The organism is Rhodoferax ferrireducens, assembly GCF_003347515.1.
GTDB lineage: Bacteria > Pseudomonadota > Gammaproteobacteria > Burkholderiales > Burkholderiaceae_C > Rhodoferax.
In genome coordinates this window covers 1-20,951 of record NZ_QEII01000188.1, presented here as the reverse complement: position 1 = coordinate 20,951, position 20,951 = coordinate 1, and the positions used below count along the sequence as shown (strand labels likewise).

The window sequence follows — 20,951 nt, the reverse complement described above, 5'->3', positions numbered from 1 at the left end:
CGCCCAAACGCAGCGCCGGCATCAAGGTGCCCGACGTCGCCACCTTGGTGGACAAACTCAAGAACGAAGCCAAGGTCATCTGAGGAGCACAAACATGACATCACTCGTAATTGCCGAACACGACAACACGACCCTCAAGGTCGCCACCCTGAACACCGTCACCGCGGCCCTGGCCTGCGGCGGCGAGGTGCATGTGCTGGTCGCCGGTGCCAATGCCGCTGCGGCGGCTGCAGCGGCAGCCCAGATCACCGGCGTGAGCAAGGTCCTGCATGCCGACAGCGAGGCCTTCGCCCATGGCCTGGCTGAAAATGTGGCCGCCCAGGTGCTGGCTCTTGCCGGCAGCTACAGCCACCTCCTGTTCCCCGCCACCGCTTCCGGCAAGAACATCGCCCCGCGTGTCGCCGCCAAGCTCGATGTCGGCCAGATCTCCGACGTCACCCAGGTTGACAGCCCCGACACCTTCGAACGCCCGATCTATGCCGGCAACGCCATCGCCATCGTGCAAAGCCTGGATGCGGTCAAGGTCATCACCGTGCGCACCACCGGCTTTGACGCCGCACCCGCCAGCGGTGGTTCGGCCACCGTGGAAAGCGTGACGGCAGTGGCCGCCAGCGACAAGGCCACGTTTGTCGGCAGCGAAATCGCCAAGAACGACCGCCCCGAACTGACAGCCGCCAAGATCATCGTCTCCGGCGGCCGGGCCCTGGGTTCACACGACAAGTTCATGGAAATCATGACGCCGCTGGCCGACAAGCTCGGTGCCGCCATGGGCGCCTCCCGTGCCGCCGTGGACGCCGGCTACGCCCCGAACGACTGGCAAGTCGGCCAGACCGGCAAGATCGTCGCGCCCCAGCTGTATATCGCCTGCGGCATCTCGGGTGCGATCCAGCATCTGGCCGGCATGAAGGACTCCAAGGTCATCGTCGCCATCAACAAGGATCCGGAAGCGCCGATCTTCTCGGTGGCCGACTACGGCCTGGAAGCGGATCTGTTCACCGCCGTGCCTGAGCTGGTGACGGCGCTGTAGTTCATAGAAGCCAAACCTGCAGAAGGACAGTCCATGGCCCTGCTACTCCAATGCCTGCGCGAGCTTCGAGCCCGACTCGGCGAGAACGACGCCTTCTTCCAGGAGGATACGACACATGCGCACGGGTCGGGAAACTACGCTCCTTTTGCTGCCCCGCCTCCAGTCAATCAGGTTGAAGTATTGACGATCAACACCGATTCATCATGTTCCGAACTTTGCTCAAATCCAAGCTCCACCGCGTCGCCGTCACCCACTGTGAGCTGCACTACGAAGGCTCCTGCGCCATCGACGAAGACTTGCTCGACGCCGCCAACCTGGTCGAGAACGAGCAGATCCATATCTGGAATATCAACAATGGCGAGCGTTTCATCACCTACGCCATCAAGGGCGAACGGAGCTCCGGCATGATATCGGTCAACGGCTCGGCAGCCCGGCGCGCCGCCGTCGGCGACCTGATCATCATCGCCGCCTTTGCCCAGGTGCACGACGACCAGGTGGTCGCGCATCAGCCGCAACTGGTGTTTGTTGACGACAAGAACAAGCAGACCGGGTTGCGCCATCAAGTGCCGACCCAGAAATAATTGTGTTGCATTGAGACACCGAGATTGCGCCCCTCATGCAGGCCACTTATCCATTCTTTTAAACCCAAACGGTTCTTGAACTGTCCATTTCACAAATAGGAGACAAAAATGTTCCAGCAAAAGAAAGTCATCATCAGCTGCGCGGTCACGGGTGCCATTCACACACCGTCAATGTCGCCGTATTTGCCCGTGACTGCGGAAGAAATCGCCGAGTCCTCCATCGCGGCGGCCGAAGCCGGTGCAGCCATCATCCACTTACACGCCCGCGACCCGGTCACCGGCAAACCCGATCAACGGCCGGAGGCGTTCACCCCTTTTCTGAAAGCGATCAAGCAACGCAGCGACGCGATCGTGAATCTGACTACCGGCGGCTCGCCCTACATGACAGTACAGGAGCGCATGCAGCCAGCGAAGGTGCTCAAGCCGGAAGTGGCCTCGATGAATATGGGCACCATGAACTTCGGACTGTTTCCGATGCTGCAGCGGTTCAAGGAGTTCAAACACGACTGGGAGCGCCCGTACCTTGAAGGCAGCAAGGACCTGATCTTCCGCAACACCTACGGCGACCTCGAAACCGTGCTGACCGAGCTTTCGGTCAACGAAACGCGTTACGAATTCGAATGCTACGACACGTCTCACCTTTACAACTTGGCGCATTTCGTCGAACGAGGACTGGTGAAGGCGCCGTACTTCATTCAAACGGTGTTCGGTATTCTGGGCGGCATCGGCACGCATCCCGACGATGTCATGCACATGAAGCGTACCGCTGATCGTCTGTTCGGTGACGATTACCGCTGGTCGGTGCTGGGAGCGGGGAGCAGCCAAATGAAGATTGCCGCTATGGCCGCCTCAATGGGTGGCAATGTGCGCGTCGGACTGGAAGACAGCTTGTGGATCGGGAAAGGCAAGCTCGCGCAGTCCAATGCCGAACAAGTGCGCCAGGTTCGGAGCATCCTTGAAGGCTTGGGGCTCGAGATTGCCACCCCCGCAGAAGCGCGTGCGATTCTGCAACTCAAAGGTGCTGACAAGGTTGCCTTTTGATAATACGCGTTGCCGCTGACGAGATGTTGTCTTAAGTACCTTTGAGAATCAGGCTTTTTACCGTCGGCAGTGTTCGGATCGCCACGATGTGACCTGGCGGCAATCGACGTTAAGGTTCCATCTCCGTCATTATTCTTGCATCTTGGAACAACGTTGACCAGAGCGGTCTATCAATGACAGGTTTCCTTCAAATGCCGTGGCGCGGCACTGTGCGTGTGCTGATACCGCCGCTCAGCTGGCAGGCAATAAAAACCTTGGCCGACCATTCTTGTTAGCCTTACCAACAGAGTGCGAGGCATTGTCAATGAGGTGGCATTCACCGCTTCAAGCACGCAAGGCAACTTAGCAACATTCGAGCTGGAGTTCGTCAACTCAGCCGCCATCAGAAGCAGGGTCTCATCGACGGCGGTCTGCGCTCTTCGAGCCAGCGTTTAGCAGGGGCTATTGCTTTGATCCTTTCTTTCCCGGGCGCTGCGTATAATTAATTCATTCAGCGTGTCGAAGGGCAACTGATGGCCAATCCTACTGACGAACCGATTGAAGGCGGTGCGAACTCTGCACTGACAAAAGAGTTGCTGCGCGTCAACCGCGCCCTGCGGACCTTGAGCGCCGGCAACCATACCCTGCTACGGGCATCGGGCGAGCAGGAATTGCTGCGCGACATGTGTCAGGTCATCGTGGAAACAGGCGGCTACCGAATGGCTTGCGTCGCGTATGCGGAGCATGATGACGCCAAGAGCATCCGCTGGATGGTGTGCATCGGGACGGAAATGGAGTTCCTTGAATCGCATCATTTCACCTGGGCGGAAACGGAAGTCGGCCGCACCGCGACTGGCACCGCGATCCGCACTGGTGAACCCGTCGTGGGAAGGAACCTCCTCACCGATCCCGCCTACGCTATCCCAGCCTACCCTCGTTTACGCAAGCAAATGATCCAGAGTGGCTACGCCTCCGCGACCGCCTTTCCGCTGCGCGTGGAGGGCGAGGTGCTCGGCGCCCTGGTCATGGGTGCGGTGGAACCCGATGCATTCAATGCGGAAGAAGTCAAGCTGCTCCAAGAGATGGCCGACGATCTGGCGTACGGCATTGCCAATTTGCGCATGCGGGTCCAGCATCGCGCGGCGCAAGCCACCATCGCGCGCCTGGCCTATTACGATGCGCTGACCGGCATGCCCAATCGCACGCTATTGCTGGAACAACTGGAAGAAGCGATGCAAGCGGCGAAGCAGCAACACCGCTCGCTGGCCCTGTTGCACCTGGAAGTCGGCCGCTTCCACGAAATCAACAAGGTGCTGGGCTACCGCGCGGGCGATGAACTGCTGCAGGAACTCGGCCGGCGCCTGGCGGGCGCGGTCCAGGACGACGAAATGCTGGCGCGGGTGGGGGAAGCTGAATTCGCCTTGCTGCTGCCAAATGGCGGCGCCGAGCATGCGATCCAGGTGGCGCAGCGGCTGGTGAGCCTGCTGCGTGAGCCGGTGATGGTTTCCGGCCTCATGCTCGATGCGAACCCGCGCATCGGCATTGCCCTGTTTCCCGGCCATGCCACCGATGCCGATGCCCTGATCCGACGCGCCAACGCCGCCATGCACCAGACCAAGCCGGTGCGCGGCGGCTATGCCATGTACACCGGCGGGCAGGAGCAGGAACACATCCGGCGGCTGGCGCTGATGGGCGATTTGCACCGGGCCATCGAGCACAACGAACTGCGCCTGTATTGCCAGCCCAAGGTGGCGATCGCCTCGCGTCGCGTGTGCGGCGCCGAAGCCCTGGTGCGCTGGCAGCATCCGCAGCACGGCATGATTTCGACAACGGAATTCATCCAGCTCGCCGAACAGGCGGGAACAATCACGCCGCTGACGAACTGGATGCTGGAAGCCGCCTTCAGCCAGAGCTACGCCTGGCAGGAAGCCGGGCTGGCGCGAGCGCTGGCGGTCAATCTGTCGGCGCACGATCTCTACGATCCCGGGCTGATCGACCGGATCCGCGGCTTGTTTTCGACCTGGGGTCTTGACCCGGCGCTGATCCAGTTCGAACTGACCGAAAGCGCCTTGATGGCGGACCCGGCCGCGGCGCTGGAAACGCTCACCCGCTTGAAGCAATTGGAGGTCGAATTGTTCGTCGACGACTACGGCACCGGCTATTCCAGCCTGAGTTATTTACAGATGTTGCCGGTGGACGGGGTCAAGATCGACCAATCGTTTGTGATGCCGATGATGCAAAGCAGCGACTCCGAGGTCATCGTACATTCCACGATCGAACTCGGTCACAACCTGGGCCTGAAAGTCGTGGCGGAAGGGGTGGAAAGCCAGGCGATCTGGGAGCGTCTGGCCGGACTCGGTTGCGATGTGGCGCAAGGCTACCTGATCAGCAAACCGATGCCGGCAGAGCAATTCCAGGCGTGGGAAAGCAATTGGTCGCAGCTGTCGGGTTAGTGCAAGGCTCATGCATCCATAAACCGCCGGTACAGATCCATGACCTCCTCATGCCACATGCTGGAGCCGGGGTCGCCATAAATGTTGGTCCGGTAGTCCCCCGCCTGGGCCATCCACTGGCCACTGGACAGATCACTGTTCTCCATCCGCGTCCATGCCAGCGCGCGCCAATCCTGCAGGAATAGCCCGATATCCCTCGCCGTGATCTCCTTCCCATCCAGACGCGCAAAACCCGGCTCCACTCGACCATCGAGGCGGCGGATGTCCATCCACAGCCGCTGCGGACATTGAATCTCCAGGCCGCTCCCGTCCAAGCGGGCCATCCCCCACCGGCTCATCGCCCCACCCTCGTCTTCCTGGCAATGCTCCCGTGACGCCGCTTCGGCTCGCGCCGCAACCGGCGCAGCGCCTGCTGCCAGCGCCGCTGGAAACGGACCCGGTCGGCGCCGCTGTGTTTGCGTGGCACCGTGGCGTGCAAGGCACTGGGCACATGGGATGCAGCCAGCTGCACGCCGTGTACGCTGGCGCGCACCTGCAAGCCTTGGCCGACGCGCCAGCCCAGCAGCCGGGTCAAGGGCTCGGGCAATTGCACCCGAAGCGCACCCGCCCCCTTGAACCCGGCCAGCTTGAAGCCGCGCAGTTTCAGCGTGCAGCTCAGGGCATATCGCTGCAGACCGGAAGACAGCCGCCTCATGCCGGGCGCCACAAGGCGGTCACGTGCAGATTGGCCAGATAGACCGCGGTACTTACACGCGCCACCACCTCATTGTTGCAGCTGTCCTCCAGACTGAAGCCCAGCGCACTCGACAGCAGGATGAACTCCCCGCCAAAGTTGCCGCGCAAGCCCTGCAGCGCCGGCTGCAGCAACTGGTAACTCAGCCTGTGCCCATAGGCGTCATCGGGCTGGAAGTTCGGGCTGGGGAATGCGAAGGCCGGGTGGGCATGAAGAAACCAGCCACAGGGATACAGCATGGCCGCCAGCGCGGCCAGATGGCGGACAAACGGGCCCAAGGTCGCCAGCACGGCCATCTGCTGCGCCCGCAGCGCGGCCCGGTGTGCCTGCTCGAACGGAATCAGGATCACGGGTGCCACGCCTGGCGCAACCGTGGCCGCCGGCTTTTGCACCAGGGGATAGAAATAGGCCTCGACCACCTCATCCCGGGCGAAGGCCTGCTGCACCAATCGGACCAGCGCACCATCGATGAAGCGCGGACAGTGCTGGTGCAGGGTTTGGCGCAGGAGGGCGACCTCGGCGGAGGGCAGGCGCTGGGTTGCCGGGCTTGTCGTTGCCAGCGTTCCTTCGGAAGGTAGAGGTCGGTGTGTATTGGCAGGGTGGCTCATGTTTAATCCTTGATAGTTGGGTTTGTCAGAAGAAAGTAGAAGTCGGCTTACCGGCTGAGCAGATCCCAGCAGGCGCCGGTCTGCAGCTCGCACGCCTGGGTATCCCAGAAGCCCTTGCGGCGCTCCAGCGATGCGCCGGGCTGGAGGCTGGCGGCACCGCGCAGCAGCAGGGTCTGGGTTTCCGTATCGATCTGGGTGGCGGTGCTGAAGCCGCCGATGAAAGTGACTTTGCGCACGGTGCCAAGCAAGACCCGTTCGTCGGGCTGGCCCAGGTTCGCCACGGCCCGGATGATCCGCGGCGAGAACCATAAAAGCTGAAAGGCGACGGCCATGGCCAGGATCAGACCCAGCGAAGACATCGTGGAGTCCGCCGGTTTGGGCTTATCGGCACAATCCGGGTCTTCCAGCTCCTCATCTGCCAGCTCGCACGGATCCCGGCGCCCTTCTTCACGTTCGTCCTCCTGGTTTGCAGAGATGGCCGGGCTGCCGGATTTGGTGTTCTTTGTTTCTTCGGTCGGTGGCATGGTTGTGTTTCCTTGGGGTTTGGGGCGGGTGGCGGTTTTGCCGGCGCTGGAGTTGTTCATCACCGTGCGCCCTCCAGGCCCATGCGCGACATCAGCTTCAGGCCGCGGTGCTGGCGGTCGCCCAGGAAGCGGGCCTGGTTGGCGCGGACTTCCAGGCCCAGGGCTTCGTTCTTGTGCAGGCTGACCGCCTCCGGCAAGGGGTAGTACGCGCTCACGGTTTCCACCAGGGCCCGGGTCCAGAGCCCGCTGCTCTGGGATACCGAGCGCACCCGGCCCGCGTTCTGGACCGAGCTCACGATCTGTTCCTGCTCCCCGTTCCAGGCAGATGCCAGCGGCAACACCACTAGCAGTACCAGATAGAGATAGCTCAACCAGATCGCCAGCACCAGCAGTACCAGCGCACCGATCTGAATTCGCTGCCGCAGGCTTCCGGGTCGGCCCGGGCTGGCGCTCGGAGCCGGCTCCGGGTTCGCAGGGCTTGGGTGGATGGGGGTTTCAGGGGCATCTGACATATGGGGTCCTAGTAGGTGAGGGGTTTAACGGCGGCACGGGTGCGTCGGATCAGTTCCGGCGACGCTTCTTGCCGCTGGCCGGGGCAGTGGCCTTGCGCTCAGCCAGGCGGATCACGTCCACCAGCATCTGGACGGGGCTCGCCGGCGTCATCTCGCGCACCAGCACCGGCAGACGCATATAGACCACATCGCGGAGCTGGCGCACATTCAGGCTGAGCTCGATTTCCTTGGTGTCTTCGAGGCAGTTCTGCCAGCCCTCCTCCCCGAGGATCTCGTGCAGGGCCTGCGGCAGATGCAGCACCGCCAGACCGGTCAGGTCATGCACACGGACCAACGCAGGCGCCGGGGCTGCGGGGCTGGCGGGGGACGTCCGGGCTTGGCTGGACTGCGCTGCTTTCTTCGCCGACTTGTTCTTCGCGGCGGCCGATGCGGCCGGTTTCTTGTTGCGGGTATTCATGCTGTTCTCCTGGCTGGGGTGGGTGTTCAATGCGGGTTGAGGTCGGCGCTTCATCACGGGGTCTTTCAGGGTCAGTTCATGGCCTGACGACTGATGGCGGGTTGAAACCCATGGGCTGGCGGCCCTGGGTCTTGAGCCGCACTTCCTCGCTCAACAGCGCCACCAGGGCGCTGGCCTGGGTCTGTTCGCCGTCCGGTTGCCGTACCGGCATGAGCGGGGCAAAGGCCAGCCGGCGCAGCACGCAGGCAAAGTCGCCGGGGGTCAGCGCCACCAGCCGGGACACCGCCTGCACGTCCCGCTCGTGGCAGGGCCAAGCCAGCTGCTCGCACAGCGCCGCAAAGCTGCGCCTGGCCTGTGCCGGGCTCAGCGCGTCAAAGCGGATCTTGGCGTCCAGGCGGCGCAGCACGGCGCCGTCCAAGGCTTCGAGCCGGTTGGTGGCCAGCACCAGCACGCCCTCGAAGTCGCCGAGCTGCTCCAGCAATTCATTGACCTGGCTCACCTCCCAGTTGCGCACGGCATGCTCCCGGTTGGCCAGCAAGCTGTCGGCCTCGTCGATGAACAGGACGGCGCCATCATCGAGCGCGGTGGCAAAGGCCAGGCTGATGCGCTGCTCGGTCTCCCCGACATAGGGAGACAACAGGTCCGAGGCACGTTGCTCGCGCAAGGGTCGGTCCAGCATCCGGGCCAGGGCATGGGCATAGGCGGTCTTGCCGGTGCCCGGCGGGCCGTACAACAGAACCCGGGCCGAACCACAGCGCTTGATGCCCTCTGCCAGGGCCAGCAGGTCCTCGCTGGCGTTGACCGAACTGGCGTGCCAGGGCAGTGGCCGTTGGCGCTTGGGGTCCAGACCGCCCGGATTTCCAGCATGCTCCGGATGTTCCAGATGTCGAGTCGCTTTGCCCGGCAGGCGCCGGCGCAGCCAGTGGCCGCACAGCTCAGCGTCCATCGTCTGGCCGGCCTGCGTGGCCCGCTTTTGCAGCGTCGCCAGCCGGTCTATCAGGGCCGGCGTCAGGTCCGCAATGTCAGCCCAGCGCTTGATCTCCGAGGCGTCCCAGTGGCCGCGCGACGCCAGCAGGGCCAGCCGCACGGAGCGCGGCATGCCGGCAAACGGGATCACCGTGTCAAAGCGGCGCAGCACCGCGCCGTCCAGTATGTCGGGGTGATTCATGATCCAGATCACCGGCACCTGGCTGTCTTCAATCAGGCGGTTCAGACTGGCCCGGTGGTTGACCATGCTCACCGCTGAAGGATCGCCCTGCCCGGCCTCGCCCGGGCTGCGAAACACATCATCGGCTTCATCGAAGATGATGACGCCGCGCGCGGTGTTGCGCAACAGACTCATGGCCAATCGCAAATGGCTGAGGCGCTCCTCGCCGGACAGGGCCGAACCCTCTTCGTCCAGCACCGCCAGCTCCATGGCCTGGGTTTGGGCATCCTGCAACACCGCCCGCACCCACTCGGTCTTGCCCAGGCCCGGCTCGCCGCTGACCAGCAGATGACCGGCGCCCTGCCCCGGCACGGCGCTGGCGGCACAGGCCAGGGCCCCGGCCAGCCAGCACTGGGCCAGCCGGGTATCGCGCTGCATGTAGGCGAAATCGCTCAGCGTCAAGCCAGGCGCCACCATCGGAACCACCAGATGCGCCAGGATCTGCTGCGGCGCGCCCAGGTGCTCGGGGATGCGGGCGCTGAGTTGGCGCGGCGCCTTGAGCAAGGCGTCCAGCGGGCCTTCGTGGTAGTTGAGCCGGATCAGGCCGCAGCGCAAGAGCGTGCTGCGGGGCTGGCAGGCCAGGGCGACCGCCGCGCCCGGCAGGTCCAGCACCGCACTCAAGGCGTTGAGCAGGTCGCCGTGGCTGAGAGGGCCCCAGCAGGCCACGGCCAGGCGCAAGGGGGTGAAGGCCCGCAGCGCCACCGCGAACTCGAAGATGTCACGCTCGACGGTGCTGAGGCCGGCACTGGCGGCGAGCCAGTTGACGGTGCGCAGCATGTTGCAGTCGCGCGCCGCCAGGGTGGACTGATCGGGCGAGCGAATGGCATGGGCCAGCTCGTTGGCCTCGGCAATCGCCCGGCTGACCGCAGCCGGGCCCGCGGCCGGATCGGCCAGTTCGGCCACACCGGTGATCCGGGCGATCAGCGCCTGTCGGGGATGGCCGGCTTCGCCGTAAGGGGGCATGCCACCGGCGCCGGCGTAGATGCGCAGCATCCAGCAGGCCAGCGGGGCCCGGTAGGCGGCGCGCGCTTCGGACTCGTAATGACCCGCCAATGGCTCGGGGTTGAGCGAGCTTGGGTCCTTGTGATCGTTGAGGTCGTTGAGGTCGTTGAGCTTATTCATAAGAGGGGGTGTCCTGGGTATGTTGTTTGGGTTGGGCTTCGGCAGTGCTCACTTGCGCGGTATTCAGCACAGGCTGGCGTTCGGGCGCTGGGAGGAGTCGAGGCGTACGCAGCGCAGGGCACGGGCAACGGCTTCCTGCAGGCGCGGCACGTAATGGGCATCGACCTCATCGGCATTGCCCCAGCCCAGCGCCAGGCGCAGCAGGCTGGCGTGGCGCGCTGCGCGCTCATCAAGGCGGTGCAGGTGCGGGCGCACCAGCGTGAACAGGATGTCGTCCAGCGAGGCGGCACCGACCACAACGTCCGCCAGCAGGTGTCTGAACCCCTGGATGAAGGTGGCGGCATACAGGACCTCGCGCTCCTGCGGACCGAAGCCGCACCAAAAGCTGGCCAGCTCGGCCGCGCGGCGCAGGGCCTGCACCGGGCAGGTCGGCAAGGCGCGCGACACGCCTTTGGGAGAAACCGCAGTGCTCAGGGCCTGCGCCACTTCGGGCTCGGCCACGACCGCGCTCAGGAAGGCGTGCAAATCGGGCTGGCGCAGCTTGGCGATGGCCTGACGCAGCAGCTCGGACGCAGGCACGCCGACGGTGATCTCGACGGCGGGCACGCCCAGATACACGCCGGACGGCAGAATGACGGAAGCGCCTTGGCGGCTGATGCGTTGGCGCTGCGCTGACGGAGTGGTTTTGCTGGTGTTGTTGGCCTGCAAGCTCAGATCGTTGAGGACGGCGAGGTGACGGCGGGTAATGGTGTTTTTCATGAAGATCCTTGGTGTGTTGCGGTTCGCTTGACGGGTATTCGTGGCCATGACGGTTTTTTTGGGCAAAGCTCTCCCCTGCCCCGGGTCTGCTGTTTTTGCAGGCGAAGGGCTTATCGGGGAAATACCTTGGGGTTGGGCTAGTTCAGCTGCAGCGGCGCATGGCTTGGCATCCACGCGACGGACTGGACCAGCCAGGGCCCGGGTGGGGGTTGGGCGCGCTCGGGGCCGGTGCCCGCGTCATGGTCGCCAGCGCCCTCCCGGCTGGATGGGGCGAGGCGAATCTCCGCCACCCCGCGGGACGGCGCCGGTGTGCCGTTCGAGCCATGGATGCCGCGCAGCTTCGGGATCGGCTGCGGTGCGATGTCCCGCGCCGGTACATAGATAGCGGCAGCATGGCCTTGTTGCTTTTGCGGCAGCAGGGCGCCCTGCGACAGCTGGCTGGCCAGCAGGCGCTCCATGGCCGAGCCGTCTTGGCGGGTCAGGTTGGGCACATAGCGGCTGTAGACCCGAAACAGCATCTCGGTGCTGGTGTGGCCGAGCTGGCGCGCAATCCATTCCGGGGCTTCGCCGGAGGCCAGCCACAGGGTGGCGGCGGTGTGCCGCATCTGGTAGGGCCGGCGCTTGTCCAGATCGAGATGGCGCAACAGCGGGTACCAGATCCGGTCGGAGAAGTTCTTGTTGTCCAGCGGCTGGCCCATCAGGTTGCAAAACACGTAGTCGCTGGCCTTGCCGGTGACGGCTTGCTGGCGTTGCAAGGCGTCAAAGACCGGCTGGCTCATCTGGATGTCGCGTTGGCTGCCGTCGGTCTTGGTGTACTCGTCTTCCCCCAGCACGAAGGTTTCGCGCACGCGCAGGATGCGCAAGTCAAAGTCGACGTATTTCCATTTGAGGCCATGGACCTCGCCGGTGCGCATGCCGGTAAAAAAGCGCACGGTGAAGTAGTCCTTGAAGTCGGAGCGGACGGTGGCCAGCATGCGCTGGACATCGACCAGACTGAAAGGTGCGACGTCGGTCTTGCGCAGACGCAGAGTCTTGATGTTGAGCGCGGGTGACGTAAACTGGAAGCGGTCGGCGGCTTCGCTCAGGATCTGACGCAGCAGTCCAATGATTTCATTGATGCGTTTGGGTGAGAGCCCTTCTTTTTGTCCGCGACCTTTAACTTTGGCGAGTGTGGCGCGGAAAACCAGAATGTCAGATTTGGAGATACTGCCGACCGCCTTGCCGCCGAAGTGCGGGATCAGGCGACCATTCAGGGTCGACAGCAGCGAGCGGATATGGCTCCTGCGCCATTCGATGTTGTGTTCGTCGACCCATTGGCTGGCGAAGTCCTTGAACAGGGGGCCGGCATCGACTGGTTCAGTGGAAGCATTGGCGACGAATTGAACCGCCTGTGCAACCGGTGTTGCAGCCGCTTCAGGGACAACATTGGCCTGCGCCAGCCGTTTGAGGGCTTTGCTGTTGGGAAAGCAGCTGGCGTAATTGAAGGTGCCGGCGGCGATCTCGGATTCGATCTTGGCGAGAGCCTTTTCCAGCTTCTTGCGGTTGGCAGGGGTGTCATGTAGCAAGGTCTGCTCCCTGAATCTTGCCCCATCGTATCGAAAGTCAAAAAACAGCAGATCGTTGTCCACACGGCTTCGAATGCTAGGCATGGAGCATGCTCCCGTTTGCCATCGGGATACCGGCGATGCCAACGGGCCGACGTTTCGATTCCATAACCATGTCGCGTTCAATCTCATCCCATTTATAAAGAATCTTTCGCCCGCCAAAAGGGCGAAAGTAGTGAACGCCTTCCAATAGCACGCTGTCTTTAAGTCGTTCGCGAATCGTGCGAACGTCGTACTTAATACGAGCCGACAGCTCGTCGGTAGTCAGGTAGGTTGATGCAGCCATTTCTTACTCCTTAGATTCAATGAGACAATCCAGATGTCAAAAGAACATTTAAACTGTCTTTTTGCCATCCTGAGTGATATTATGAAATGAAAAATATCGCTGTCAAGGTTTTTTTATCATCTTGAATGATATTTTTTTCTGGAGAATGGTGTGATTAAGTGTCATCTGTCGCGTCTGATGGGCGAGCGGAAGCTCAAAATCAGCGATGTGGCCCGAGATACAGGCCTACACAGGAACACCATTACGCTTCTCTATCAGGAAACCGCCAATCGGATAGATATCGACGCGATGGATATTTTGTGCAAGTACTTCGGCGTCACCGTCAGCGATTTGTTTGAGTTCATCGACGACACAGCCCCGCTCAAGGCGCGATAGGTGATTGCGGGTCCGGGGCAGCGTTACGGTCAAGGCATCGCAGCAGACCCCCCCTTTCCTGTAGATCCACTTTCATCAGTTTGCGCTGAAGCTGACTACTTGACCCGTCATACGCATGGCTGGTTTTGGTCGGACTGATTTGATTTATCAAAGACTGCATCGACCCCTATTGCGGTAAGTTGATTTCAGAATCAAGCAGTTCCTTAGCAGCCATAAATCACCGTCAAAATGCGAGCTGCGGTGACCGCTTTGGAGATGGCCAATCGGCACGCCGTCCGTCAAGAGTCGACCAGTTGCGGGTATTCGGGGTTGCTGCTCCATAACAGCCATTCGCCGAACCGAATCCTCCATTGCGGTCGTTCAGCCCAAAAAATCAGGAACTGCCGGTGGCCGGCCCTTGAGCAGCGGAAGCGGGTTTACGGATATTTAAAATGCCTACCCGATACCTGACAGTGGCGCCGGTTGGCCAACTGTCAGCTGTCTCGCCGCGACTTCAACCGAAGTGGTACCCGGACTCGAGCAGCTGCAGCCGGTCGATTGCGGCAGACCTGTGTCGGTGTTTATCAAGACCGGTCGCTCGGGGTCCACGTGGTCTATGGGGCGCTTTCCATTTACCCTGGTCAAAGGCTTGTCCTTTGACCAGGACGGCCCAGACGGTGCGTGACATTTTGTTGGCAAGCGCCGCAACCACCACGTTGAGATGCCGGCGCTGCAGCAAGCGCTCAATCCAGCTACTGTGAGCGCTACGGCAGACAACGGCTCTGACCTCATCACCAGAACGTCGACCGTTCTTTGACGAACTGCTTAACGATCTTCCGCTGGCGCGAGTGTGGCCCGTTTCCAACATCAATGAGCCAGTCCTTCACACCCCGCAGGTAGCGGGGGCCGCCCCAGAGCTGCCAGACGGAATCCATGACGTCGATGAACAGGTGTTCAGACGCGACTAACTCGACGAAGCATTCTGGGCGCATGGACTGTTCGACGCATCTCTTTGCTGTCGCCTGCCTCAACCTTAGACCGCTATCCCAGGCGTCATAGGACGATACCCACGGTAGTACCTCCTCAAGCAATTTCCACGAGTCAGCAGGTATTGCTTGCCGTGTTGCTGCCTCATGCAGTGGTTCGAAGGTAAGGCGAAGCAAGGCCTCAACGCTTCTTGAACGCCAGCTCAGCGCTCGTCGAAAGCCATACGCGCAGAGTTCAACAGGAAGAGCCCCCTCGGCTGCGATTAAATTGGAAAGTGCGATTACCCACGGGTCGCCACCATATTCGTTTGGGACGGCCTCGGGCGGGAGGGCGCTTGCCAAAAGCAGAAGCAGTTCCCGCGACTGCCGCGTGCGTTGTGACAGTAGGCTGGCGACACCGTCCAGGTCAATGCAGGCCCGGCGTATCCATCGATTAAGCTGAGCGATTGGATGCTTGATGCAAACCAATTCGTCGATGCATGCCAGAACCGTCGGCGTCCCGGCGAACTGCAGCGCAGAATCTATAGAGCCCTCGTCACGCAGTCCCTCAATCATCGCGCGCAGCGCTTCGGGGCTCGAGATTTCAATGCCCAAAGAAGCGACGCGCGTTGGCCGGGACTGAGTGTGCTCCCAGAATCGTTGGTCCATGACCAACTCGGGAAGCAACTGCAGGAGCGGCTCGGCCAGATCTGCGAACATTGGCAGGGCGGCGAGAACGTCATCTCGGTCAAGGAAAGAGATACTCTGTCTTAGCGCACTGCGAACCTTCGCACTGCCCTCGTAGCTGGAAACGATAAACATGCGCGGGTCTGCATGCCATAAGACCCGGGCCAAGTTGCCCGCATGCTCAATGACCTCCCCATCGCTGAGTAGCTCGAAGTGCTGGAGGACAAAGTCCAGAGTCCCGCCGGGTTCGACCGTCAATTTGCTGTCCAAAACGGCACATGTAACGATGGCTTTGGCTATGCCGGAAGTCGATAGTGGAAGGTCGTTCAGAACCATCGTTACCGCAGCCGAAAGTGCGCTCAGGCTCGGGATCTCTAGTGCTGCATGCAGCATGCAGATGGGCCGCATGGCCTCGCGACCACCAAGCAGGTCGGCTCCAAGGAGGCGGAGCATCTGGCGCAAAGATGAACGTGTAGGATGTTCTGCATCTTGTGCGAGGTCTGCAAGCCAACTGTCGTCGACCACATCGGTAGCCTCAAAGCCCTCCAAGGTCGAGGCGAAACGCAGTTGCGGGCTGTTGTTGCCGCCTGTAGTGAGCTGTAGGTCAAACAGAAGCACGTCTTGCGAGCGGTCTCTCGTGGTCAAGGTGCAAAACTTGAAAGAGCGCCTCAGCCTGGGCCACTGTTGATCCCACAGCCTCAGCACGACATCGTCGACGTCAACATCTGCGGTACGGCGAGCCCAAATCTGTTCCTCTGGATGGCCGTACAAAGCATTACCTAGAACACGGAGGTGGTGAGTTCCCTTTGAGCTGATCGGTTCCCGAAAGGTTGAGCTGAACTCGACATGGACGTCGCTCTCGAATCCGCCTAGTCGTTCCTGTGACGGCCGGGTAAAGAGTTTCGCGAGCGCTGATGGCACATCCATGATTGCAAGGTCAGCGAAGCTGATGAGAAACGTATGGGTCCAAACGCAACCTGGCCGCGGCATCTCCGGCGCAGGCCAAGTCATGGACAACGCGTACAGGCCGGAATCAGTGAGGGGATATCCCGTCAGGTAGGGGGTCCCGAGACCCGCCACCCCTGACCCAGAGACGTCGCTCATTACGAGCAATAGGCGCGCATCCTTCGACGATAACGTCGCAGAACATGCAAGTTGGCGATGCCCTTCCGAGTATCCGTGAAGCGCCTGATGAACCTTAATTGACACTGCCGACCTCAGGCCAGAAGCCAGAACAAGGGCTCGGTCAGGTCATGAGAGAAGGTTTCACCGACCACCACCTTGATACGCTCCGATGGCACGTCCTTTTCCCTCATACGCTTCGCGCTCTCGCTTGGCTTGTCGTCTTTCCCGTCGCCATCGTAATCGGCGCCTTGCGCACTGATGCCATACACCTGTACGCTCCAAGACGGGTCGAGGCCATGCTTGAGATACTGATGCAGAAGAGGCAGGTGCATCTCAAGATACTTTTCGGGCGTCTTCTTGTCGCCTTCTGCTAGGTCCCAAGCGGAAAGCGCAATTGCGAGCTTGCGCGGCCCCACATGTAACGGCGCTTCTTGAAGGCAACGAAGTAAATCAATGAGCTGGACCTGCGTGGGCGCAAATCGTGCTTCCCATGGGATAGCCGTCCCGGACTCGCGCTTGACGCCCATAAGTTGGCTCAGCTTTTCATCGTCGGCGATCCAGTTGGGCCGATTGATTGCAGTCGCATGGACGAACAACAGCACACCTGGTGCTTGTAGTGAGCCGATGACCTCAGGGTCACATTCCCGGGCTTCCCAAATCTGGGCGAAGGCCTCGCCAGCTACGTCAGGAAACGTCAGTACGAACTGCGCGTCGTCGGCAGTTTTCAACTCGATTGTGACAATGCGGTTCTTGGAATGAAAGGTCCGTTCCTGCTTCTTGGCGTGCAACCATCGCTTCGCGATTTCGTGCAAATGCGCTGCCTCTCCAGCCCTAAGCCGTGCTGATCTAAGTTTCGACGCGACCTTATTTGCTTGGAGCAGATGCCAAAGCGCGGCTAAGTAGGTCGTCTTTCCCGAAGCGGGGAGACCTAGGACAACAACTGCTTGTTCAAGCATTGCGCCCCCCTAACGCGACCGGGCGGAGGCGTCCAAACGCGCGTGCAGATGGCTGGGGACTGTGTGAAACCTGGCTGTGCCGGTATCGCCCAGGCTCATTCATCCAATAAGCCAGCAAATCTGCCATCCCTTCGCCACGTTCCGCACTGCCATCCTTCGGTGACGCAGCAACCTGGAACGGCCGAATGTCCATGAAATGTCGTGCGAACTCTTCGCGGACGTCTTCAACGATGCGATTGAAGTCCCGAATCGCACGCTCGCCGTTGTCTTTGTCCTTACGCACCGCATCGATCTTGGTCAAGACAATGGCTAACTGCTGCCATGTACGGGTCTGGCCAGACTCCTCGAATGCACGAAGGGTGAGGCGGACGTCGCTCGCGACTTGATGGCGCTCGCTGTCGTCGAGTAGTTTAAAGCCGTCCGCCAGAACGGTGAGTGTGTCACATCGACGAAGTTCAACGAAACCCTTGGCCAGGTCTGGATTCGTGTGGGTTTCGATGTAGGCCTCGCCGTCGCGGTTTGCGAATAATGCGGCCCTTTTTCCGTCGCGATCCACCCGCACTAGGTCAAGGTGAAAGTAGGTTGCGTCACCGCGCTCCGTGCGTTCCATGTGTGGGACCCCGCGCTTCGAGGCGCTACGCGAGTCATGGCAGGCCCGCTCGAACGCATGCGGGGTGGATGTACCCGCGAATGCATAGCGTCCGATCATGCTGTACTGCAAAAGGTCATATATGCCACCGATTAGACTGGTCTTCCCAGACTCGTGAGGACCGACGATTGCTATGACATTGCAGGGCTGACTTCGAATTACAAGTTGAGCTGCTGCCGCAGACAGCGCCTCCGCGCCAGGTAATCTGATGCCTGGGCGCATAGGTCTGGTGGCCTCGGGTGCTGCGGTCTCAATGATCACCAGGGCCTTGCCATAGTGACTGCAGCTTTCGAGTTCGGTGAACCCTTCTATACATCGATCGTCCTGCGCGACTCGGCATTCGGGGTTGGAGCACTGCTTCGTTCTTGCTTCTGAGACGTCATCCATAGATGTTCAGCCGAATTGCACGAGTAAGAACTCGCGATATGCCATCTCGGCGAGACATAGGGGCTCCAGCTCGACTCCTTGGTCAAGAGATGTGAGCTTGCTCCAAGGTGGGGCCCAGCCTTCGTCACCGTCTAGCTCCTTTCGTCGATTCAGGGCAAAGAGAATCGGTGTGGTGACTGGCGAGATTTTATCTTTGTCGACATCGCAGAGAACCATATCGAGCCAACTTTTAGGCATTCCTTGAACAGCGACCTCGATGGAACGTTGCGGGGCTTCCGGTACGCCTGCGCGCAAAAAGAGGGATTGCAGTGCGGTCGGGCCGGGAAGCACCTTGGTGAGGGTGGCCAGCTCGCGTGCAATAGCAAGAGGCCGGTGCTCAGCCGGCACATCAGGGAAGTCGTTTTGAAGGTCGGCGCAGTGACCACTCTGCAACCACCACAAGATGTCAAGCTCCTCGTCCTGGAGTTTGGTGTACTTCTGGAACTGGGTCTCTACCGCGGTCTGACGGCGGGAGACAGCGGCGAGCGCTTTGTTGATCGAATTAACCACGGTCTGGAGGGCGCCGCCTAGATTGCCTTCGCTCACCTGCGTCTCTGCGGCCGCGACCTCCGTTTTATCCAAGCTAGTTACCAAGGCCCTAGTGGGCTCGAGCGAAGGGCGTCGCCGGGATACTTCCGCCAATTTCCTGGTGACACTCTTGCTCATACCAACCAAGTCTATGGGTTGCGCCAGGGAACGTAGCCCACCGCACGATGCTGTCGCAACCATGGTGGCTGCGAGGGAGCTGTTATCACTATCAGAGTCCATGGCACATGCAAGCGCCGATGCAGCCAGCATAGCGAGCTCTTCGTCACCTGGCGGTCGTAGCTCGCCAGTAAGTTTGCTTCGAACTTCAGCGACCTCGGGTGCAGACGTCTGAATCTTTAGGCGGAAAGCCAGACGGATTAACACCTCAAGCGTCGCCGTTGTCGGGTCCTTCACTAACGCCCTGACAGTTTCAAACCGCTTAGCAGCGTGCCCCTCATCCTCACCGAACGACATGGTGGCATACCAACGTAAAAAATCTTCTTGCACTTACATCTCCTCCCGTTAGATATTCTTCTCACGCTTCTCGATCAGCCTCGCCAACTCGACAAGGAGACCTTTCTCTTTGGCGACTTCCATGGCCTTGAAATACCGTTGCGGCGGCTGCAGGTCGAGGTCGGCCTCAGTGATGAGCCCAAGGTCAAGGGCAATGTCTCGCATCTCATCGACGCGCAATTGCCAAAACCTGAAGATGAGATTGTCGGTGGACGGCTCTGACACCTTGAACTCCGGTTGCATATCCGGCTTTGGGTGATGATCATCGTATTCATGCACCACCGCCGCTAGCACAGCTTGAACAGCAGCCGTTATTTTCGTCTCATTTTGAGCAGGATGCGGCAATGGCGGCCCGGCACCGATGCTGGATGTTGTCCGTAGGGCCTGAGGAATACTGATCGTGTGAGTCCAGACATCCTCTTTCTTCTTGGTGAAGTAGGGCAGGAAAAGTTCGTTTGGCGCTGATTGGAACTGCCGCAAGTGAGCTTCAACCTTAAGTTCTCGGGCCGCTCCTTCACCCTTAACGCACAGGTCGACGAGGTTGTAGCCAGGTTTCCATGCGGGTGCATCGCGCTCGGGGTTCACGGCTCCTGCATGGAAGCGCATGTATTCCGGAGGGCGAATGCAGCGCTGGTCATGCTCGTGACCGAAAAACTGAAGCATCGCGCGCGCGTCAATGAGATTTCCGGCATTGCTTGCGTCCGAAAACCAAGAGGGTGGGTGGTGGCAGAGTACTAAGGCAACTACGTCGGCATCGGGCTTCAGCACGGTCTGCCTGCTTCCCAGGAACAATTTGCCCGGCGCCTTGTCCCGTCCCCCCCCTCCGGAGAGAAGTGCCGAGGTCAAACCGAATACCCGCAGCTTGACCCGCTGTTCGAGCTCGAACGTTTGTTGCCAGAAAGGGCGTTCCGGGAAAACGTTGCATTGAAACTGGGCTGCGAACTCGTTGTACGCCTCCATCGGTTGAAACAAGGCCCGAGCCGACGCGGCATGCCCGAGTTGGCGATTTAGTTCACGGTCCCTTTCATGAAATTCCGCCTTTCCCGCAATCGCCTCCTGCGCATTCGACACGGGAACCTGAGCGCAGATGTCCCAGTCCACGTCGTGATTGCCCGGCACCGTGAGGATGCGCGATTGGTGACAACGGCAAATTTCCGCGAGCCTCAAAAGCCACTTCTTTGCAGCTTCATACTCGCCGGGTTCTGCCTTATAGGCGATGTCTCCACCCACCAAAATGATGTCGACGGACATGCCGTCGTTGCATAGTTCTGCGAGGTCTTCCTCAAGACGAACCCGGAATGCCTCATCTGGATCCATGTCCGGTGTCAAACAAATTGGGGTCTGGAAGTGGATGTCGGAGAGGTGCAATATACGCATTGCACAATGTTACACAAACAATCTCCCATTTATGGATGGGCTGCCCGCTTACTTTGATGTCTTGCAATGAAGTGAACGGTCACAATCTGGCCGATGCCACCCCTTCAGGGCAAAGCTTCACCGACTGAAAAATCCGATCCTTCAATCTGAGTGACTGCTTCGGCATTTCAGATCATTGTTGCGAATGACGGGTCTTCACGTTCGCCAGCGACTGCAAAGGGCACCCAAGAGCCGGCGACGACAGGCTGGTCTGGAGCAGCCCAATGCGATCGAAGGCCCAACGACAGGTTTAAGGCGTGGGATTCGAGGTGGCCGTTTGCTCTTGACGACCAGGTCCGGAAATTGGGGTGCGTCGCTCCATTGCGGTCAGTGAGCGAACGTATTTCTCAATACCAGTCGCTCAGCCTCCGAAACGGGCAACTGTCGATCTGCCTGCTCCCAGGCGGCTGTTGGAAACATGATCGTCCAAAACCCTGAT

Annotated in this window: 20 protein-coding genes and 2 pseudogenes; 6 read left to right on the top strand and 16 right to left on the bottom strand. The window is 60.7% G+C overall.

What is annotated here, in order from left to right:
* The 5 genes and pseudogenes from C5P05_RS02110 to C5P05_RS02090 all read left to right on the top strand — a co-directional run.
* Window positions 1-83 (top strand): annotated as a pseudogene (locus C5P05_RS02110) (electron transfer flavoprotein subunit beta/FixA family protein); the annotation flags it as partial.
* 11 nt (window positions 84-94) lie between these two features.
* Window positions 95-1,027, top strand: coding sequence for an electron transfer flavoprotein subunit alpha/FixB family protein (locus C5P05_RS02105; RefSeq protein ID WP_114968243.1), 933 nt, complete (start codon window positions 95-97; stop codon window positions 1,025-1,027).
* 203 nt (window positions 1,028-1,230) lie between these two features.
* A complete protein-coding gene (gene panD / locus C5P05_RS02100) occupies window positions 1,231-1,608 on the top strand; it encodes an aspartate 1-decarboxylase (protein WP_114968242.1) in 378 nt (125 codons plus the stop codon).
* A gap of 108 nt (window positions 1,609-1,716) precedes the next feature.
* Window positions 1,717-2,649, top strand: coding sequence for a 3-keto-5-aminohexanoate cleavage protein (locus tag C5P05_RS02095; protein ID WP_114968241.1), 933 nt, complete (start codon window positions 1,717-1,719; stop codon window positions 2,647-2,649).
* A gap of 512 nt (window positions 2,650-3,161) precedes the next feature.
* Window positions 3,162-5,081 carry a putative bifunctional diguanylate cyclase/phosphodiesterase gene (locus C5P05_RS02090; RefSeq protein ID WP_114968240.1) on the top strand — a complete coding sequence of 640 codons (1,920 nt, stop codon included), beginning with the start codon at window positions 3,162-3,164 and terminating at the stop codon, window positions 5,079-5,081.
* Window positions 5,082-5,089: 8 nt separating this feature from the next.
* Here the strand turns inward: C5P05_RS02090 and C5P05_RS02085 are convergent, their stop codons facing one another.
* The 10 genes from C5P05_RS02085 to C5P05_RS02040 all read right to left on the bottom strand — a co-directional run bounded on the left by C5P05_RS02085 (window position 5,090) and on the right by C5P05_RS02040 (window position 12,893).
* The gene (locus C5P05_RS02085; protein WP_114968239.1) at window positions 5,090-5,419 is read right to left on the bottom strand and encodes a hypothetical protein; all 330 of its coding nucleotides are present in this window, start codon (window positions 5,417-5,419) and stop codon (window positions 5,090-5,092) included.
* A complete protein-coding gene (locus C5P05_RS02080; RefSeq protein WP_114968238.1) occupies window positions 5,416-5,775 on the bottom strand; it encodes a hypothetical protein in 360 nt (119 codons plus the stop codon). The genes C5P05_RS02085 and C5P05_RS02080 overlap by 4 nt, the downstream gene beginning before the upstream one ends.
* Complete coding sequence (locus C5P05_RS02075) at window positions 5,772-6,422, bottom strand: hypothetical protein (RefSeq protein ID WP_114968237.1); 651 nt, start codon at window positions 6,420-6,422, stop codon at window positions 5,772-5,774. Before C5P05_RS02075 ends, C5P05_RS02080 begins: the two co-directional genes overlap by 4 nt.
* 47 nt (window positions 6,423-6,469) lie before the next feature.
* Window positions 6,470-7,006: a hypothetical protein gene (locus tag C5P05_RS02070; protein ID WP_114968236.1), complete on the bottom strand. Its 537-nt coding sequence runs from the start codon at window positions 7,004-7,006 to the stop codon at window positions 6,470-6,472.
* Window positions 7,006-7,458 carry a hypothetical protein gene (locus C5P05_RS02065; RefSeq protein WP_114968235.1) on the bottom strand — a complete coding sequence of 151 codons (453 nt, stop codon included), beginning with the start codon at window positions 7,456-7,458 and terminating at the stop codon, window positions 7,006-7,008. The genes C5P05_RS02070 and C5P05_RS02065 overlap by 1 nt, the downstream gene beginning before the upstream one ends.
* 49 nt (window positions 7,459-7,507) lie before the next feature.
* Window positions 7,508-7,969, bottom strand: coding sequence for a hypothetical protein (locus C5P05_RS02060; RefSeq protein ID WP_157979183.1), 462 nt, complete (start codon window positions 7,967-7,969; stop codon window positions 7,508-7,510).
* Window positions 7,970-7,991: 22 nt separating this feature from the next.
* A complete protein-coding gene (locus C5P05_RS02055; protein ID WP_114968233.1) occupies window positions 7,992-10,244 on the bottom strand; it encodes an ATP-binding protein in 2,253 nt (750 codons plus the stop codon).
* 63 nt (window positions 10,245-10,307) lie between these two features.
* Window positions 10,308-11,003: a hypothetical protein gene (locus C5P05_RS02050; RefSeq protein WP_157979182.1), complete on the bottom strand. Its 696-nt coding sequence runs from the start codon at window positions 11,001-11,003 to the stop codon at window positions 10,308-10,310.
* 137 nt (window positions 11,004-11,140) lie between these two features.
* Entirely contained in the window at window positions 11,141-12,652 is a 1,512-nt protein-coding gene (locus C5P05_RS02045) for an Arm DNA-binding domain-containing protein (RefSeq protein ID WP_114968231.1), read from the bottom strand.
* Window positions 12,645-12,893, bottom strand: a complete 249-nt coding sequence (locus tag C5P05_RS02040) for a hypothetical protein (RefSeq protein WP_114968230.1) — start codon at window positions 12,891-12,893, stop codon at window positions 12,645-12,647. The genes C5P05_RS02045 and C5P05_RS02040 overlap by 8 nt, the downstream gene beginning before the upstream one ends.
* A gap of 150 nt (window positions 12,894-13,043) precedes the next feature.
* On the opposite strand from C5P05_RS02040, the gene C5P05_RS02035 reads away from it, so the two are divergent.
* Window positions 13,044-13,268 (top strand): helix-turn-helix domain-containing protein, encoded by a 225-nt coding sequence (locus C5P05_RS02035; RefSeq protein ID WP_114968229.1) that lies wholly within the window; start codon window positions 13,044-13,046, stop codon window positions 13,266-13,268.
* Between the two features lie 770 nt (window positions 13,269-14,038).
* On the opposite strand, the gene C5P05_RS02025 is transcribed toward C5P05_RS02035, so the two are convergent.
* From C5P05_RS02025 to C5P05_RS02005, 6 genes and pseudogenes are all read right to left on the bottom strand, one after another.
* Window positions 14,039-15,544 carry a hypothetical protein gene (locus C5P05_RS02025; RefSeq protein WP_157979181.1) on the bottom strand — a complete coding sequence of 502 codons (1,506 nt, stop codon included), beginning with the start codon at window positions 15,542-15,544 and terminating at the stop codon, window positions 14,039-14,041.
* Window positions 15,545-15,805: 261 nt separating this feature from the next.
* Window positions 15,806-16,108 (bottom strand): annotated as a pseudogene (locus tag C5P05_RS35210) (hypothetical protein); the annotation flags it as partial.
* Between the two features lie 8 nt (window positions 16,109-16,116).
* Window positions 16,117-16,980: a TRAFAC clade GTPase domain-containing protein gene (locus tag C5P05_RS02020; protein WP_157979180.1), complete on the bottom strand. Its 864-nt coding sequence runs from the start codon at window positions 16,978-16,980 to the stop codon at window positions 16,117-16,119.
* On the bottom strand, window positions 16,973-17,851 hold the full coding sequence (locus C5P05_RS33495; protein ID WP_232834308.1) for a TRAFAC clade GTPase domain-containing protein: 879 nt from the start codon (window positions 17,849-17,851) through the stop codon (window positions 16,973-16,975). Before C5P05_RS33495 ends, C5P05_RS02020 begins: the two co-directional genes overlap by 8 nt.
* A gap of 171 nt (window positions 17,852-18,022) precedes the next feature.
* Complete coding sequence (locus C5P05_RS02010; protein ID WP_114968225.1) at window positions 18,023-19,090, bottom strand: GTPase-associated system all-helical protein GASH; 1,068 nt, start codon at window positions 19,088-19,090, stop codon at window positions 18,023-18,025.
* A gap of 15 nt (window positions 19,091-19,105) precedes the next feature.
* Window positions 19,106-20,473: a metallophosphoesterase gene (locus C5P05_RS02005; protein WP_269813886.1), complete on the bottom strand. Its 1,368-nt coding sequence runs from the start codon at window positions 20,471-20,473 to the stop codon at window positions 19,106-19,108.
* Window positions 20,474-20,951: the final 478 nt, after the last annotated feature.